This window comes from Massilia eburnea (genome assembly GCF_050709955.1).
GTDB lineage: Bacteria > Pseudomonadota > Gammaproteobacteria > Burkholderiales > Burkholderiaceae_D > Rugamonas > Rugamonas eburnea_A.
Map to the genome: position 1 here is coordinate 308,955 of NZ_JBNZFX010000002.1, position 16,651 is coordinate 325,605.

Consider the following 16,651-nt stretch of genomic DNA (forward strand, 5'->3'; position numbering starts at 1 on the left):
CGCGCGTGGCTGGCCGTGTTCACCCATGGAAAACGCTCATCATGATCGACTTCGACTACGAAGCTTTACGCAGTATCGGACTTAACAACACCATCATTTCGCGCCTGGCCGAAGCACCTGCCGGCCGGCTGTACCGCATCACAGAATATCAACGCGACCGCATCACACTGCACGACGGTACGGTGGAACTGCACGCACGCGCCCTGCCCCGCCTGCTCGCCGAAATACCGCTTTGCGTCGGCGACTGGGTCATCGCCGAGGCCAATTCCCTCAACGAGGTGTGGATAAATCATCGTTTATCCCCAATGAACCAGTTTGCCCGCGCCGATTCGCCACCGATCGCAAGCAATATCGACACCGCCTTGCTGGTCATGGGCCTGGACGGCGACTTCAATCTGCGCCGGATCGAACGCTATCTGGCGCTGGCAGCGGCCGCCGAAGTCACGCCCCTGATCGTGCTCAGCAAGCCAGATCTTTGCTCGGACCTCGATAGCCGGGTGGCCGCCCTGACGGAACGCCTGCCCTCGGGCACGCAATTCCTGCTGGTGAACGGTACCGATCCGGGATCGATTGCGCAACTGGAGCCCTGGCTGGGTAGCGGCCAGACGATCTGCCTGCTGGGTTCTTCCGGCGCCGGCAAGTCGACCTTGACCAACGCCCTGGCCGGATCCGCCCAGGAAACCGGCGGCGTGCGGCGCACCGATCATCGCGGCCGCCACACGACGACCGCGCGGTCGATGCATCTGTGCCCTGCCGGCGCATGCATCATCGATACGCCGGGCTTACGCAGCCTGAGCCCGGAATCCTTATCGTCCGCTTTCGAGGATATCGAGTCGCTGGCGGCGGGCTGCCAGTTCCGCGATTGCCGGCACGAGGGCGAACCTGGCTGCGCCGTGGTTGGCCACGTGGACCCCGACCGCCTGCATAATTTCCACAAGCTGCAGCGCGAAGTACGCCGCAACCAGCAAACCGCGCTGGAACGGATTGCTGAACGGCAAAAATGGAAATCCCTGATGAAATCGGCCGCAGTACGCAGCCGGTTGAAGCGGGGCTAAGTTTCCTGCACGGTGGCCTCGATGTTATTGCCGTCGAGGTCAATAATGAACGCGCTGTAGAAATTTGCATCGCTGACGCGTGGACCCGGGGCCCCGTTGTCTTCGGCTCCCAGCTCGATCGCCGCATAGTAAAAAGCATTCACCGCCGCCCGGTCCGGCGCGGTGAATGCCAAATGGATGGGACTGCGCGAGGGTTCGTGCCCGCTTTTCCAAAAGCTGGGAATCTCCGCGCCCACCCACAGGAAGGGATGGCCGGCTGCCGCGGCATAAATGGCCCAGTCCAGATCGGTCTCCGCACGGCGAATCCCGAGAGGAGCCAGGCAGGCATCATAGAGCGCCGCGCTGCGCACGAAATCTGCAACAACGATACCCAGATGGTGGATCATCAATGCCTCCCATCACGTTTGGTTCAAGATAGCACTGCGTCAGGGCAGGTGGCGCACCACTCGGCTAGCCGGTCGGGTAAACTGTCGGGACCAAAAACAAGAGGTTTACAACATGCGCAAAGCCGCGCCACTCGCCCTGCTGCTTGCCCTCGCCAGCTGTGGCGATACCTATACGCCTGCGTCGCTGTACCAGGCCACGTCGGCCGACTGCAGCACCCCAGTGGATGCAGACACGTTTGCGTTTCCGCGTGGGATTACCGTGGCTGCCACGACGGTCCTGCCGCAACCAGCCGAAGGCGGCATGGAAATCGGGGTCAACTACATGCTGCCCCGCACCACCCAAGTGCACTTTGCCACCGCCCACTTCCAGGTCAGCCAGCCGAAGGGCCCGCTGATTGAAAACGCGACCGTGCTGAGCGTCTACCAGCGCCCGACCAATGGCAAGCCCGAAATTGTGGAAATCGTCAACGGCGTGCCCCTCGCCCTGTATGCCGTCGGCACCAGCGATGACACCCAGTTCCGCTACCGCCTGATCATCAAGGGCAAGATGCCGAAACGCTTCGACCTGACCCCGCCCGACGTCATCATCGGCGAGAAGCGCTACGTCTCCCGCACCTTCACCTACCGCTGGTTTGAGGACAAGCAGGCCTACGGCATGTGCCACTGATCAAGTACAGGGGATCGCAGCGCCATGGATGGCACGGGCGGCCGGGCTGCAAAGGAAGAGAATCACATCGGCCAGCGCTTCCGGCGTGACCCATTTGCTGCGGTCGGCGTTCGGCATTGAGGCGCGGTTGTCGGGCGTGTCGATAGTCCCCGGCAGCACGCAGTTGACGTTGATGCCCTGCCCGCGCAGTTCCGCCGACATGGATTCCGTCAGGCGAATCACCACATCCTTGCTGGCGCAGTAAGCGCCCATATTCGCCAAACCCTGGCGCGCGGAACCGGAAGCGATGTTGACGATCTTTCCGCCCTGCCCGTCCAGCATGCCAGGCACCACGGCGGCGACGGTATTGCGCAGGCTGCGCACGTTCAAATCGAACAATTCATCCCACTGCGCGTCGCTGGTGGCATGCACCGGCGTGCCCATCGCAAAGCCGCCAGCGATATTGCACAAGGCATCGATCCGGCCGAAGCGCTCGGCGCCGGCGCGTGCTGCGGCGGCGACCGAGGCAGCGTCGCGCAGGTCGGCAACGGCCAACATGCGGCGTTCGCTGGCCGGCCCGCAGGCCGCTTGCAGCCGCGCGGTATCGCGGCCAATCAGGATGGTGCTGGCACCTGCGGCGTCGAAGGCGCGGGCAACAGCACTGCCAAGTGCGCCAGCGGCGCCGGTGATGATAATTGTCGTCATGCGCCAATCATAAAAGAAAAAGGCAGCCGAAGCTGCCTTTCCGATGCTGCGGGAAAAAGGAATTAGCCCTTGATCTTGCGCAGTTTTGCGATTGCTGCCAGCTGGCCAATAGCCGCTGCCAGTTCTGCTTGTGCTTTCGCGTAGTCGATGCCGGTCTGTTTGTTGGCCAGGCTTTCTTCCGCCAGTTTCTTGGCAGCTTCAGCTTTGGCTTCATCCAGGTCATGACCACGGATCGCGGTGTCAGCCAGGACCGTCACAGCGTTTGGCTGCACTTCCAGCAGGCCGCCGGCGACGAAGACGAACTCTTCTTCAGCCTGGCCTGGAATCTGGATGCGCACCGCGCCTGGACGGATACGGGTGATCAGCGGGGTGTGCTTAGGGTAGATACCCAGCTCGCCCTGCTCGCCCGGCAACGCCACGAAAGTCGCTTCGCCCGAGAAGATCTGCTCTTCGGCCGAAACCACATCAACGTGAATAGTGTTTGCCATGTTTATCCTCTGTAGATAGCAGCCCCGCAAGCGAGGCCGCTACTTCAATCGATTAGCCCAGTTTCTTGGCTTTTTCGATGGCTTCGTCGATGGTACCAACCATGTAGAAGGCCTGTTCTGGCAGGTGGTCCAGTTCGCCGGAAGCGATCATCTTGAAGCCCTTGATCGTGTCTTTCAGCGAAACGTACTTACCTGGGGAACCGGTAAACACTTCAGCAACGTGGAACGGCTGGGACAGGAAACGCTGCATCTTACGTGCACGTGCCACCACCAGCTTGTCTTCCGGAGCCAGTTCGTCCATACCCAGAATCGCGATAATGTCGCGCAGTTCTTTGTAACGCTGCAGGGTGCCCTGTACGGCGCGTGCGGTAGCGTAGTGCTCTTCGCCCACGACCAGCGGGTCCAGCTGGCGGGAGGTCGAATCCAGTGGGTCAACTGCAGGGTAGATACCCAGCGCAGCGATGTCACGGGACAGAACGACGGTCGAATCCAGGTGACCGAAGGTGGTCGCTGGCGACGGGTCGGTCAAGTCATCCGCTGGAACGTACACGGCCTGGATCGAGGTGATCGAACCGGTCTTGGTGGAGGTAATACGCTCCTGCAGACGGCCCATCTCTTCAGCCAGGGTAGGCTGGTAACCCACTGCGGAAGGCATACGGCCCAGCAGTGCGGAAACTTCGGTACCGGCCAGGGTGAAGCGGTAGATGTTGTCCACGAAGAACAGAACGTCACGGCCTTCGTCACGGAACGATTCAGCGATGGTCAGGCCGGTCAGCGCGACGCGCAGACGGTTGCCTGGTGGTTCGTTCATCTGACCGTAAACCATGGCTACTTTGGAGTTGGCCGGGTTTTCCAGGTCAACCACTTTAGCGTCAGCCATTTCGTGGTAGAAGTCGTTACCTTCACGGGTACGCTCACCAACACCAGCGAACACGGACAGACCCGAGTGCGCTTTAGCGATGTTGTTGATCAGTTCCATCATGTTCACGGTCTTGCCCACACCTGCACCGCCGAACAGACCAACCTTACCACCCTTAGCGAATGGGCAGACCAGGTCAATCACCTTGATGCCGGTTTCCAGCAGGTCTTGGGATGGGGACAGTTCGTCGTAAGCAGGAGCTACGCGGTGGATCGAAGCAGTCTGCTCGTGGGAGACAGGGCCGCATTCGTCGATCGGGTTGCCCAGCACGTCCATAATACGGCCCAGGGTGGCTTTACCCACTGGAACCATGATTGGTTTGCCGGTGTTCTGGATGGTCATGCCGCGACGCAGACCGTCGGAGGAGCCCAGAGCAATGGTACGGACAATGCCGTCACCCAACTGCTGTTGCACTTCCAGGGTCAGCTCGGAGCCTTCCATTTTCAGCGCGTCAAAAACCTTAGGCATCGCGTTGCGTGGGAACTCAACGTCCACCACTGCGCCGATACACTGAACGATTTTGCCATCAGCCATGTTCGTTCCTTCAAATATAGTTAAATTCGTTTAAACCGCTGCCGCACCGGCGACGATTTCAGACAGTTCTTTGGTAATTGCAGCCTGGCGGGTCTTGTTGTAGACCAGCTTCAGCTCACCGATCACGTTGCCGGCGTTGTCCGATGCGGACTTCATCGCCACCATACGCGCCGATTGCTCGGACGCCAGGTTTTCTGCAACGGCCTGGTACACCAGCGCTTCAATGTAGCGCTCAAGCAGTTCGTCGATCACGGAAGCAGCATCCGGCTCGTAGATGTAGTCCCAGTTGTGGGACTTGTCATCGGCCTTCATCTTGTCCGCGGTCAGCGGCAACAGCTGCTCGACCAACGGTTCTTGCTTCATCGTGTTGATGAACTTGGTGTAGCACAGGTAAACGGCGTCCAGTTTGCCTTCCTGGAATTTCTCCAGCATCACTTGCACTGGGCCGATCAGCTTTTCCAGGTGCGGCGTATCGCCGATCTGGGTAGCTTGTGCGACCACTGGTACACCGATGCGGTTCAGGAAGCCCAAACCTTTATTACCAATTGCGACTGCTTCAATCTTGTTGCCTGCAGCTTCCAGCTCGCGGGTCTTGTTGGTCACCATACGCAGAACGTTGGTGTTCATACCACCGCACAGACCTTTGTCGGTCGTCACGATGATAAAGCCCACAGCCTTGGCTTCCGTACCGGCTTCAGCCAGGAACGGGTGCGTGTACTCGGGGTTGGCATTCGCCAAGTTTGCAGCGATATTACGAATCTTGTCACTGTAGGGACGGGCGGCGCGCATACGGTCCTGCGCCTTGCGCATTTTCGATGCGGCGACCATTTCCATCGCCTTGGTGATCTTCTTCGTATTCTCTACGCTCTTGATCTTGCCACGTATCTCTTTGCCTGCTGCCATGATCCTTCTCCTTTGCGGGGTGGCCCGTTACCGGGCCACCAGGTATTAGTTTGCGAAGGATTTCTTGAAATCAGCAATGGCGGCCGACAGCGCAGCTTCGCTGTCTTTGTCCAGTTGCTTGGTTTCTTCGATCTTGGCCAGCAGTGCGGAGTGCTTGGTCTTCAGGAACGAGTGCATTTCAGCTTCGAAAGCCAGCACGCGCTTGACTGGAACGCTGTCCAGGAAGCCTTTGTTCACTGCGAACAGGGAAGCGCCCATCAGGGAAATCGACAGCGGCGAGTACTGAGCCTGCTTCAGCAGTTCGGTCACGCGGGCACCGCGGTCCAGCTGCTTACGGGTCGATTCGTCCAGGTCGGAAGCGAACTGCGCGAACGCAGCCAGTTCACGGTACTGTGCCAAGTCGGTACGGATACCGCCGGACAGGTTCTTGATGACCTTGGTCTGCGCAGCGCCACCAACGCGGGACACCGAGATACCTGCGTTAATCGCAGGACGGATACCGGAGTTGAACAGCGAAGTTTCCAGGAAGATCTGGCCGTCGGTAATCGAAATCACGTTGGTTGGAACGAACGCCGAAACGTCGCCAGCCTGGGTTTCGATGATTGGCAGGGCGGTCAGGGAACCGGTCTTGCCTTTGACAGCGCCCTTGGTGAAGGCTTCGACGTAGTCGGCGTTCACGCGAGCTGCGCGTTCCAGCAGACGGCTGTGCAGGTAGAACACGTCGCCTGGGTACGCTTCGCGGCCTGGTGGGCGGCGCAGCAGCAGGGAGATCTGACGGTAAGCAACTGCTTGCTTGGACAGGTCATCGTACACGATCAGCGCGTCTTCACCGCGGTCGCGGAAGTATTCGCCCATGGTGCAACCGGAGTAAGCCGAGATGTACTGCATTGCTGCGGATTCCGAAGCGGAAGCGGCGACAACAATGGTGTACTCCATCGCGCCGTGCTGTTCCAGGGAACGCACAATGTTCTTGATGGTCGATGCTTTCTGGCCGATAGCAACGTAGATACAGGTAACGCCCTGGCCTTTTTGGTTGATGATGGCATCAACTGCAACGGCGGACTTACCGGTCTGACGGTCGCCAATGATCAGCTCACGCTGGCCACGGCCGATTGGTACCATCGCGTCGATCGACTTCAGGCCGGTCTGCATAGGCTGGCCGACGGACTCACGGGCGATAACGCCTGGAGCGATCTTTTCGATTGGGGAGGTCAGGCTGGTGTTGACAGGACCCTTGCCGTCGATCGGCTGGCCCAGCGCGTTAACTACGCGGCCGCACAGTTCAGGACCGATTGGCACTTCCAGGATACGGCCGGTGCACTTAACGGTGTCGCCTTCGGAGATGTGCTCGTAGGCGCCCAGAATAACGGCACCAACGGAGTCGCGCTCCAGGTTCATTGCCAGGCCAAAGGTGTTGCCTGGGAATTCCAGCATCTCACCTTGCATCACGTCCGACAGGCCGTGGATGCGGCAGATACCGTCTGCTACGGAAATTACGGTGCCTTGATTGCGCACTTCAGCGCCGCCGTCAATGCCTTGGATCCGGCTCTTGATCAGCTCGCTGATTTCGGATGGGTTGAGTTGCATACTAACTCCTAAATGTTTTCTCTCTAGCTGTCGCGAAAGGCGGCCTGATTAGGCGACCAGCGCGGAACGCAGCTGCTGCAGCTTGGCATTGACCGAAGTGTCCAGCACTTCGTCGCCAACCACGACGCGAACGCCACCGATCAGCGATGGATCAACGGACACGACTGGTTTAAGCTTGCGGCTGAATTTCTTTTCCAGCGTCTTGATCAGCTCGGCCACTTGGGCTTCGCTCATGTCGAATGCGCTCGTGATCTCGGCGTCTGCCGCACCTTCGGCCGCATTCTTCAGCAGCGCGAATTGGGCACCGATTTCCGGCAGCAGTGCGATACGACCGTTTTCGATCAGCATCGAGAGGAAGTTGTTCGCTTCCGCGTTGAGCGGCGATTTCAGCAAGGCCTTGATGGCTGCGATGACATCGCTATCCAGAACTTTTGGATTGCGGGCATATGCCAGCACCTCTTCATGCGAACCGATCTGGGCCAGTTCGGACACCAGATCGGACCACTGCGCGAGGTTGCCAGCCTGGGCTACGCGGAAGACGGCTTCCGCGTAAGGACGGGCGACGGTTGCGAGCTCTGCCATAATCAGAGCTCGGTAGCCAGGCGAGACAGCAGGTCAGCGTGAGCCGACGCGTTGACTTCGCGCTTCAGGATTTGCTCCGCGCCCTTCACAGCCAGATCAGCCACTTGGCCGCGCAGTGCTTCGCGGGCCTGGGTTACTTGCTGCTCAGCTTCAGCTTTAGCTTGTGCCACGATGCGGGCAGCTTCAGCTTGTGCGTTTGCTTTGACTTCTTCAGCGACCAGCTGAGCACGCTTTTCAGCGTCCGAAACGAGCGACGAAGCGTCGTTACGGGCAGTGGTCAGGAGTTCTGCAGCGGCTTTTTCAGCGCGCTTCATGGCATCCTGACCTTGGTCGGCGGCAGCCAGACCATCTGCAATTCGCTTGGCACGCTCATCCAGCGCACCATTCAGCGCTGGGAATACGAACTTCATCGAGAACCAGACGAGCACCGCGAAGGTGATCATCTGACCGATGAGAGACATATTGATGTTCATACCTTGCTCCTAAAAGTTTTCTCCAGATTCAGGAGAAAGATTACTGAGCAGCAGCGGCGGTCAGGGCGGTCAGGAATGGGTTGTTGAAGGTGAACAGCAGAGCAACACCAACGCCGATCATGGAGATCGCGTCCAGCAGACCAGCGATAACGAACAGTTTGGTTTGCAGTTGTGGCATCAGTTCTGGTTGACGTGCCGAAGCTTCCAGGAACTTGCCACCCAGGATAGCGAAGCCGAGTGCGGTGCCGATGGCGCCCAGGCCAACGATGATTGCTACGGCCAGAACGGTCATGCTTTGTACTTGTGCGATCAGAGCTTGCATTAGATTTCTCCTAATTTAAAAAAAACGAAAATACCAAAAAACTAAAACCAAATACTACGAATAAGTTGCTGATTAGTGCTTTTCAACCGCGAGGGCCAGGTACACAACCGTCAACGCCATAAACACAAACGCTTGCAGGGTAACAATCAGAATGTGGAAAATTGCCCATGGACCGCCCAGCAGCCACTGTGCCCACCATGGCAGCAGCGCGATCAGGATGAAGATCAGTTCGCCGGCGTACATATTGCCGAACAGTCGCAGCGACAGGGAGATTGGCTTGGCGAACAGTTCCAGCATCTGGAAGATGAAGTTCACAGGAGCCAGCAGGATGGTGGCCACGGTGCCGTGAGCGTGGAACGGTGCGGTGAACAGTTCTTTACCCCAGCCGCCAACGCCTTTGGCTTTGATCGAGAAGCCGATGATGCAGATCAGGACGCCGATCGACATGCCGAAGGTGTGGTTGACGTCGGCGGTCGGGACGACGCGCAGGTAGTTGACGCCAACATAGCTCAGCAGCTTAGGCAGCAGGTCGACTGGCAGGAAGTCCATTGCGTTCATCAGCCAGACCCATACGAAAATGGTGATGGCCAGAGGAGCGATAACTGCGGATTTGGCGTGGAACGCGGAATTGACGGTCTCGTTGACCATCTCCATGACCCATTCCACGAAGTTCTGCAGCTTGCCTGGTACGCCAGGGGTGGCGCGACGGGCTGCCATAGCGAAGAACACCAGGAAAACCAGGCCCAGGGCGAAGGAGATCCAGAAGGTGTCCAGGTTGAAATCACTTGGAGTTGCACCAGTGCTGTTGTGGGTCAGGTGGTGCTGGATATACTCGGTGGCGTTAGCCGGGCCGGCGTGACCGCCCGTTGCGTGTTCAGTAGTCATAGGTCCGAATTTTTAATGATTAAATCTTGAGCAGCGACAGCCAATAAGCCAGGGTTGCCACTACGAATCCCAGGATCAGCCATAACCAGGCGGCTGACTTAAACAGCACCAGTGCGCAAATAAACAGCACTGCCGTTACAAATACCTTCAGCATCTCGGCGCGGAAGTGCGCTCGAAATGCTTTCTTTGCATCGTCGGAGCCGCGCGCAACCATCAACGCGTAAACCAGGCTACCGATTACTGCCATACCGCCGCCCATGGCAGCGGACCAGCCTTTTTCCACCCCGGCGAAAAGCGCCACGGTGGCGGAAAAGAGGACGGCGATTGTGAATTGCAGGGCAACTACTCGGAACACTGGCCAGGCGATACTTCTCGAAGAATCACTCACTTGCCACCATTCCCTAAGACCCAAAGACACGGGATTATAGTTTGTTTACATCACCAAGGTCAAACGTGGTGCATCGCAAAAAGTCGCTCTAACAACAACTTATTCTGCTCAAAAGGGAGGCATTTGGCGATTACTTCGGGGGTAATCCAAAACCGGTAGATCTGGGTCCGACCCAAGGGTCGGACCCGCTTATGCGGCTGCTGAAGGTGCGGGTCTGACCCTTGGGTCAGACCCTGTTTTGCCGGTGTTAGCCGCGCAGACGGGCAATAACCCCATCCAGAATATCGAGGTCGGCGAAATCGATGATCATCTGGCCACGTCCTTTGGCCCCCATCTTGAACACCACCGAAGTAGCCAAGCTATCCGACAGCTCCTCTTCCAGCCGCTTGATATCGCCCGACTTTTCCTTGGCCCGGGCGGTCGGCTTAACCTTCGCCTCTTCCATATGGTTGTGGACAAGTTTTTCCGTCTCACGCACCGATAGTCGTTTCGCTACAACAACATTCGCCAAAGCAATTTGCGATGCCGCATCGACAGCCAGCAGCGCACGCGCATGGCCCATGTCGATATCGCCTGCCATCAGCATGGTCTGCACCGGCTCCGCCAGGTTCAGCAGACGCAGCAAATTGGACACCGCCGAACGCGAACGGCCGACAGCCTGCGCCGCCTGCTCGTGGGTGAACGAAAAGTCGGTAATCAGGCGATGGATACCCTGCGCCTCTTCGAGCGGATTCAGGTCTTCACGCTGGATGTTCTCGATCAGGGCCATGGCGGCCGCGGTCGTGTCATCCACATCCTTCACCAGGACCGGCACAGTTTCCAAACCGGCAAGCTGCGCAGCACGGAAGCGACGCTCGCCGGCGATGATTTCATATTTGACATGGCCAGTTGCCGTGTCGATGCCAACCGGGCGCACCAGCAGCGGCTGGATGATGCCCTGGGTCTTGATCGACGATGCCAGCTCCGCCAGGCCACCCTCATCCATCTGGGTACGCGGCTGATACTTGCCGGCTTGCAAGAATTGCACAGCCATCTCCGACGGGGTCGGGTGCGAAGTTGGGTTGGACGGATCTTCGTCGCCGCCGAGCAGCGCGTCGAGTCCGCGGCCGAGGCCTTTCATTTTTTTAGTAGCCATTGTGGATAAGTCGCTTACATTTTCTTGATACGTTTAACCATCTCGGCGCCGAAGGCGATGTAGGCCTGAGCGCCCTTCGACGTCGGATCGAACGTCACGCCCGGCATCCCATACGAAGGCGCCTCAGCCAGTCGCACATTCCGCGGGATGATGGTCTTGAATACTTTGTCGCCGAAGTGCTGCTCGAGCTGGGCCGAGACTTGCTGCGACAGGGTCATGCGCGGATCGAACATCACGCGCAGCAGCCCGATGATCTTGAGGTCCGGGTTCAGGTTGGCGTGCACCTTCTTGATGGTGTTGACCAGGTCGGACAAACCTTCCAGCGCGTAGTACTCGCACTGCATGGGGATGATCACGCCATGCGCCGCGCACAGGCCGTTCAGCGTCAGCATTGACAATGCAGGAGGACAATCGATCAGCATGAAGTCATAGTCTTTAGCTGCCGCGGCCAGCGCATCGCGCAGGCGCCGTTCGCGGTTCTCAAGCTGCACCATCTCGACTTCCGCACCGGCCAGCTCGCGGTTGGCCGGCAGCACGTCAAAGCCGCCCGCTTCCGAGCGCACGCGCGCGGTGGCCACGTCGGAGGCGCCGAGCAAGACTTCATAAGTGGAAGCTTGAAGCGTCGCCTTGTTGATCCCGGCGCCCATTGTTGCGTTACCCTGTGGATCGAGGTCAACAAGCAACACTCGTTGATTAAGTTTGGCCAGGCCGGCGGCCAGGTTAACAGTCGTGGTAGTCTTACCTACGCCGCCTTTTTGATTTGCTACACAGAAAATTTTGGCCATCGAGTTTTCTTATATGGTCTAAATCGTTTATTCGGTATCAACCGTTTATACTATTTATTTCGTATAAACGATTAAAATTATTTATACTGTTTAGCCTGTTACACCCTGCCGATGAAAACCAGGTGACGCTGTGCGTCCAGTCCTGGTATTTGCAAAGGCTGTAGCTCGTTCACTTTCCATGGGTCTGGCAGTCGCTCGCGCTCCTCTGCCGGCGCCGTGCCTTTCAGGGCGATGAATCGCCCGCCCTCTGCCAGCAGGTGCCCGGACCAGTTCACAAAATCGCTGAGGTCAGCAAAAGCACGCGAGGTGATGACGTCGTAAGCGGTCTTGACCTGCAGGTCCTGCACCTTCTTCGTGTACACCGTTACGTTGCCCAGTTCCAGCTCTGCCTTCACCTGGTTCAGGAAGGCCGTCTTCTTGTGGACAATGTCGATCATCGACACTTTCATGTCCGGCCGGGCGATCGCCAGTACTACGCCCGGCAACCCGCCCCCTGCCCCTACATCCAGCACATTCTGCGCATCCTTGAAGGCGGGCACTGCCGCCAGCGAATCGAGGACGTGCAGGGTCATCATTTCCATCGGGTCGCGCACGGCCGTCAGGTTGTACACCTTGTTCCACTTGTTCAACAAGGCCAGGTAGTCCAGCAGTTTTTCCTGCTGTGCTTCGCTCAGGCCCAGTTCCAGCTGTTCGACACCGTTCTTCAGTACATGCGCCAGCGCGGCGCGATCAAACACCGCCATTAAGCCGCCTCATCTTTCAGCGTAACGAATCCGCCGTAGCCGGCTTTCTTCAGGTGCACCAGCAACAGCGAGATCGCGGCCGGGGTTACGCCCGAAATACGCGAAGCCTGGCCCAGGGTTTCCGGACGATGCTTCTGCAGTTTCTGGCGCACTTCCATCGACAGCGCCGTGATCTCGGCGTAGTTGAAACCTTCCGGCAGCTTCAGGTTCTCGTAATGCTCATGGCGCTCGACTTCGCGCAGCTGGCGATCGATATAGCCCGAGTACTTCAAGGTGATCTCGATTTGTTCCTTCACCGCCTCATCACTGACGCCCGGCCCGGCCAGCGACTGGCCTTCGTTGCCGGTCATGGTCATCAGCTTTGCGTAGCCGACACCTGGACGGCGCAGCAGGTCGGCCAGCGAATATTCGCGCTCAATGGCTTGGCCAATGACACGTTCGGACTCGGCGGCTGCCAGGATGCGCGGGTTGACCCAGGTCGATTTCAGACGCTCAAGTTCTTGCGCCACGGCTTCGCGTTTGCGCTCGAAGGCTTCCCATTGCGCATCACCAACCACACCGAGCTTACGCCCGATTTCTGTCAGGCGCATGTCAGCGTTGTCTTCGCGCAGGCTCAGGCGGTATTCCGCGCGGCTGGTGAACATGCGGTACGGCTCTTGCACGCCTTGCGTTACCAGGTCGTCTACCAGCACGCCGAGATAGGCTTCGGAACGGGCTGGGGTCCAGGATTCCTTACCCTGGGTTTGCAGTGCGGCGTTGATACCGGCCAGCATGCCCTGCGCCGCCGCTTCTTCGTAACCGGTGGTGCCGTTGATCTGGCCGGCAAAGAACAGGCCGTTGATCGCCTTGGTTTCCAGCGAAGCCTTCAGGCCGCGCGGGTCAAAATAATCGTACTCGATGGCATAACCCGGGCGCAGGATGTGCGCGTTCTCCAGCCCTTTCATCGAACGCACCAGCTCGATCTGGACATCGAATGGCAGGCTGGTCGAGATCCCGTTCGGGTAGAACTCGTGGGTCGTCAGGCCTTCCGGCTCGAGGAAAATCTGGTGCGATTCCTTGGCCGAGAAGCGGTGGATCTTGTCTTCAATTGATGGGCAGTAGCGCGGACCAACACCTTCGATCACGCCGGTGTACATTGGGCTACGGTCCAGACCGCCACGAATAATGTCGTGGGTCTTCTTATTGGTGTGGGTGATCCAGCACGGCAATTGCTGCGGGTGCATCGAGGTATTGCCCATCACCGAGAACACTGGCACCGGGTCCAGGTCGCCCGGCTGCTCGGTCATTTGCGAGAAGTCGATGCTGCGGCCATCGATGCGCGGCGGGGTGCCGGTCTTCAATCGGCCTTGCGGCAGCTTCAGTTCTTTCAGGCGAGCGGACAGCGAAATCGCTGGTGGATCGCCGGCGCGTCCAGCGGAAAAGTTCTGCAGGCCAACGTGGATCTTACCGTCCAGGAAGGTACCGGCGGTCAGCACGACGGCACGGCCCAGAAATTTCAACCCGATCTGGGTGACGGCGCCGACCACGCGGTCGCCCTCCACCATCAGGTCGTCCACCGCCTGCTGGAACAGCCACAGGTTCGGCTGGTTTTCCAGGCGATGACGGATGGCGGCCTTGTACAGGATACGGTCGGCCTGGGCACGCGTCGCGCGCACGGCAGGGCCTTTGGACGAATTCAGGATACGGAACTGGATGCCCGACTCATCGGTAGCGATAGCCATGGCGCCGCCCATTGCGTCGACCTCTTTGACGAGGTGGCCCTTGCCGATGCCGCCAATGGATGGGTTGCACGACATCTGGCCCAACGTCTCAATGTTGTGGGTCAACAGCAGAGTCTTCTGGCCCATGCGGGCAGAAGCCAGGGCCGCTTCGGTACCGGCGTGACCACCGCCGACAACGATGACGTCGAATTCAGTAGGAAATAACATGGTAAAAATGGGGAAAGCTGGGGATCGAACTGAATTATAAAGTTTTTTCGCCCCTGCGAATTTTTTGGGCAGGATATTTTTGCTCGCAATGTTTCACGTGAAACAAAAAAGGGCGCCGTTGGGCGCCCTCCTGGAGATTGTTTCACGTGAAACACTATCACTTAAGCCATGCGTCATAACCGGTTTTGATGATCAACAGCACCACCACGACCAGGAACAAACGCCGAACAAACTCACTGCCATGCTTCAGCGCCAGCCTGGTCCCGAGCACAGAACCGACGACCTGGCAGACGGCCATCATCAAACCCAGTTGCCAGATGATGTGGCCGGTGAAACCGAACAGCAGGATCGCCGCAACATTACACGCCACATTCACCACCTTGGCCGCCGCCGAGGCGCCGAGGAAATCAAAGCCGAAGCTGCGTACAAACAGGAAGACCAGGAAGCTGCCGGTCCCCGGACCAAAAAAGCCGTCATAGAATCCAATCCCCGCCCCAACCAGAACCGCCAACACCTTTTCCTTGGTACCGGTGTGCAGAGGAGCGTGAACGGTGCCGAGATCTTTGCGGAAGAAGGTATATGCCGCCACCGCGACCAGCACGAATGGCAGCAGGCCGCGCAGGAAATCGGGTGGGATCCTGGTAACGGTATAAGCGCCCAGGAAGGCAAACAGGAAAGCTGCGATCGCCGCGGGAGCGACGGTGGTCCAGGCGATCTGGGTGCGGCGGGCATAATTCACAGCTGCCGCGCCAGTCCCGAACACACTGGCCACCTTGTTCGTTCCCAGCAGTGTCGCCGGTGGAGTACCGCCCATGGCCGAGAACAAGGCTGGAATCTGGATCAGTCCGCCACCTCCCACCACCGCATCGACAAATCCGGCCGCGAATGCAGCTCCCGCCAACAAACCATACTCGACCATCGCGCTGCCCCAGCTATATTCGCTAATGTAATATTGTAAGTCGGAAATCAGCACGGTGCAGGAGGCTGGTGTAAGCTTGCCCGATGGACCTGTTGACCTCTTTCAGCTTCGCTACCGTTCCCGTGATCCTGTCCGCGCCCGGCGCAACAAAGGAACTGGGCCGGGAGCTTCGTGCTCGATTCCCCACCATCCGGCGCGTGCTGCTGGTGACCGACCAGGGATTCTTGCGCACGGGCCTAGCCGACGCGCCCATCGCAAGTCTGCGCGCAGCAATGTTTCACGTGGAACAATTTGCTGACGTGGTAGCTGATCCGCCTGAACAGGTGATTGAAGAGGCCCTTGTTCTCGCCCGCAATCATGAGATCGAATTGGTGATCGGCCTGGGTGGCGGAAGTTCGATGGATGTGGCCAAACTGGTCGCCGTGCTCGCCACCAGCACGCAATCGCTGGCCGAAATTTACGGCATCGGCAACGTGAGCGGCACACGCCTGCCCCTGGTCCAGATTCCAACCACCGCCGGCACCGGCTCTGAAGTCACCAACATTTCCATCGTCACCACCGGCGCGACCAGCAAGATGGGGATTGTCGCACCCCAGCTTTACGCCGACATGGCGATCCTCGATGCCGAGCTCACCATCGGCTTGCCACCCGCAGTGACTGCCGCAACCGGCATCGACGCCATGGTTCACGCCATCGAGGCATACACCAGCAAACACAAAAAGAACCCTCTATCGGATGGGCTCGCTTGCCAAGCTTTGCATCTGCTCTCGCGCCACCTGATCCGCGCATTCGAAAACGGCCACGACCTGGCCGCCCGCCAGGCCATGCTGCTTGGCGCCATGCTGGCTGGGCAAGCTTTCGGGAATGCTCCGGTTGCCGCGGTCCATGCGCTGGCCTACCCCATCGGCGGCATCTTTCATGTCCCGCACGGCCTGTCGAACTCGCTGGTACTGCCCCATGTCCTGCGCTTCAACGCAGAGGCATGCGCCGAGCAGTATGCCGAACTGGCGACCATCGTCGATCCGCTCGCCGAGGGAAGCTCGGCAGCCCGAGCCGAAGCACTCGCTGTTGCAATGCAACAATTCGCAACCATCACCGGCTTGCCCCGCACCCTGAGCCAGGTCGGCATTTGCGACAGCGACCTCGACCTGCTTGCCGACGACGCCATGAAGCAGACCCGCCTGCTCGGCAACAACCCGCGCCCCGTCACGCGCGAAGACGCTTACTCACTGTACAAACTCGCGTTCTGAATCGTCGCGCTGGCTGCT

Annotated in this window: 19 protein-coding genes; 3 read left to right on the forward strand and 16 right to left on the reverse strand. The window is 58.8% G+C overall.

Annotated elements, in window-relative coordinates:
* The first annotated feature begins 41 nt into the window (after positions 1 to 41).
* Complete coding sequence (gene rsgA / locus ACQ4MM_RS02960; protein ID WP_431475959.1) at positions 42 to 1,055, forward strand: ribosome small subunit-dependent GTPase A; 1,014 nt, start codon at positions 42 to 44, stop codon at positions 1,053 to 1,055.
* Here the strand turns inward: rsgA and ACQ4MM_RS02965 are convergent.
* Positions 1,052 to 1,441 (reverse strand): VOC family protein, encoded by a 390-nt coding sequence (locus tag ACQ4MM_RS02965; RefSeq protein WP_431475960.1) that lies wholly within the window; start codon positions 1,439 to 1,441, stop codon positions 1,052 to 1,054. The two genes, rsgA and ACQ4MM_RS02965, sit on opposite strands and share 4 nt — an antisense overlap.
* Positions 1,442 to 1,553: 112 nt before the next feature.
* Between ACQ4MM_RS02965 and ACQ4MM_RS02970 the strand changes: the two genes are divergently transcribed.
* Positions 1,554 to 2,108: a hypothetical protein gene (locus ACQ4MM_RS02970; protein ID WP_431475961.1), complete on the forward strand. Its 555-nt coding sequence runs from the start codon at positions 1,554 to 1,556 to the stop codon at positions 2,106 to 2,108.
* Here the strand turns inward: ACQ4MM_RS02970 and ACQ4MM_RS02975 are convergent, their stop codons facing one another.
* The 15 genes from ACQ4MM_RS02975 to ACQ4MM_RS03045 form a co-directional block, all read right to left on the reverse strand.
* Positions 2,109 to 2,792 (reverse strand): SDR family NAD(P)-dependent oxidoreductase, encoded by a 684-nt coding sequence (locus ACQ4MM_RS02975; protein ID WP_431475962.1) that lies wholly within the window; start codon positions 2,790 to 2,792, stop codon positions 2,109 to 2,111.
* A 62-nt stretch (positions 2,793 to 2,854) separates the two neighbouring features.
* Positions 2,855 to 3,280: a F0F1 ATP synthase subunit epsilon gene (locus ACQ4MM_RS02980; protein ID WP_055939532.1), complete on the reverse strand. Its 426-nt coding sequence runs from the start codon at positions 3,278 to 3,280 to the stop codon at positions 2,855 to 2,857.
* Between the two features lie 52 nt (positions 3,281 to 3,332).
* On the reverse strand, positions 3,333 to 4,733 hold the full coding sequence (atpD, locus tag ACQ4MM_RS02985) for a F0F1 ATP synthase subunit beta (RefSeq protein WP_055939529.1): 1,401 nt from the start codon (positions 4,731 to 4,733) through the stop codon (positions 3,333 to 3,335).
* A 30-nt stretch (positions 4,734 to 4,763) separates the two neighbouring features.
* The gene (atpG, locus tag ACQ4MM_RS02990) at positions 4,764 to 5,636 is read right to left on the reverse strand and encodes a F0F1 ATP synthase subunit gamma (protein WP_055939526.1); all 873 of its coding nucleotides are present in this window, start codon (positions 5,634 to 5,636) and stop codon (positions 4,764 to 4,766) included.
* Positions 5,637 to 5,681: 45 nt separating this feature from the next.
* Entirely contained in the window at positions 5,682 to 7,223 is a 1,542-nt protein-coding gene (gene atpA / locus ACQ4MM_RS02995) for a F0F1 ATP synthase subunit alpha (protein WP_431475963.1), read from the reverse strand.
* Between the two features lie 48 nt (positions 7,224 to 7,271).
* The gene (locus tag ACQ4MM_RS03000; RefSeq protein ID WP_431475964.1) at positions 7,272 to 7,805 is read right to left on the reverse strand and encodes a F0F1 ATP synthase subunit delta; all 534 of its coding nucleotides are present in this window, start codon (positions 7,803 to 7,805) and stop codon (positions 7,272 to 7,274) included.
* Between the two features lie 2 nt (positions 7,806 to 7,807).
* A complete protein-coding gene (locus tag ACQ4MM_RS03005; protein WP_055939514.1) occupies positions 7,808 to 8,278 on the reverse strand; it encodes a F0F1 ATP synthase subunit B in 471 nt (156 codons plus the stop codon).
* A 40-nt stretch (positions 8,279 to 8,318) separates the two neighbouring features.
* A complete protein-coding gene (gene atpE, locus ACQ4MM_RS03010; protein ID WP_426166986.1) occupies positions 8,319 to 8,600 on the reverse strand; it encodes a F0F1 ATP synthase subunit C in 282 nt (93 codons plus the stop codon).
* Positions 8,601 to 8,672: 72 nt separating this feature from the next.
* Positions 8,673 to 9,485: a F0F1 ATP synthase subunit A gene (gene atpB, locus ACQ4MM_RS03015; RefSeq protein ID WP_431475965.1), complete on the reverse strand. Its 813-nt coding sequence runs from the start codon at positions 9,483 to 9,485 to the stop codon at positions 8,673 to 8,675.
* 19 nt (positions 9,486 to 9,504) lie between these two features.
* Positions 9,505 to 9,873, reverse strand: coding sequence for an ATP synthase subunit I (locus ACQ4MM_RS03020; RefSeq protein ID WP_431475966.1), 369 nt, complete (start codon positions 9,871 to 9,873; stop codon positions 9,505 to 9,507).
* Between the two features lie 247 nt (positions 9,874 to 10,120).
* Complete coding sequence (locus ACQ4MM_RS03025; RefSeq protein ID WP_431475967.1) at positions 10,121 to 11,008, reverse strand: ParB/RepB/Spo0J family partition protein; 888 nt, start codon at positions 11,006 to 11,008, stop codon at positions 10,121 to 10,123.
* A gap of 14 nt (positions 11,009 to 11,022) precedes the next feature.
* Positions 11,023 to 11,793 (reverse strand): ParA family protein, encoded by a 771-nt coding sequence (locus ACQ4MM_RS03030; RefSeq protein ID WP_431475968.1) that lies wholly within the window; start codon positions 11,791 to 11,793, stop codon positions 11,023 to 11,025.
* Between the two features lie 98 nt (positions 11,794 to 11,891).
* Positions 11,892 to 12,536 carry a 16S rRNA (guanine(527)-N(7))-methyltransferase RsmG gene (gene rsmG / locus ACQ4MM_RS03035; protein WP_431475969.1) on the reverse strand — a complete coding sequence of 215 codons (645 nt, stop codon included), beginning with the start codon at positions 12,534 to 12,536 and terminating at the stop codon, positions 11,892 to 11,894.
* Positions 12,536 to 14,464, reverse strand: coding sequence for a tRNA uridine-5-carboxymethylaminomethyl(34) synthesis enzyme MnmG (gene mnmG, locus ACQ4MM_RS03040; protein WP_431475970.1), 1,929 nt, complete (start codon positions 14,462 to 14,464; stop codon positions 12,536 to 12,538). Before mnmG ends, rsmG begins: the two co-directional genes overlap by 1 nt.
* Before the next feature lie 157 nt (positions 14,465 to 14,621).
* On the reverse strand, positions 14,622 to 15,383 hold the full coding sequence (locus tag ACQ4MM_RS03045; protein WP_431476003.1) for a TSUP family transporter: 762 nt from the start codon (positions 15,381 to 15,383) through the stop codon (positions 14,622 to 14,624).
* Positions 15,384 to 15,475: 92 nt separating this feature from the next.
* Here ACQ4MM_RS03045 and ACQ4MM_RS03050 point away from each other — a divergent pair, with 92 nt between their 5' ends.
* Positions 15,476 to 16,633 carry an iron-containing alcohol dehydrogenase gene (locus ACQ4MM_RS03050; RefSeq protein WP_431476004.1) on the forward strand — a complete coding sequence of 386 codons (1,158 nt, stop codon included), beginning with the start codon at positions 15,476 to 15,478 and terminating at the stop codon, positions 16,631 to 16,633.
* The last annotated feature ends 18 nt before the right edge of the window (positions 16,634 to 16,651 follow it).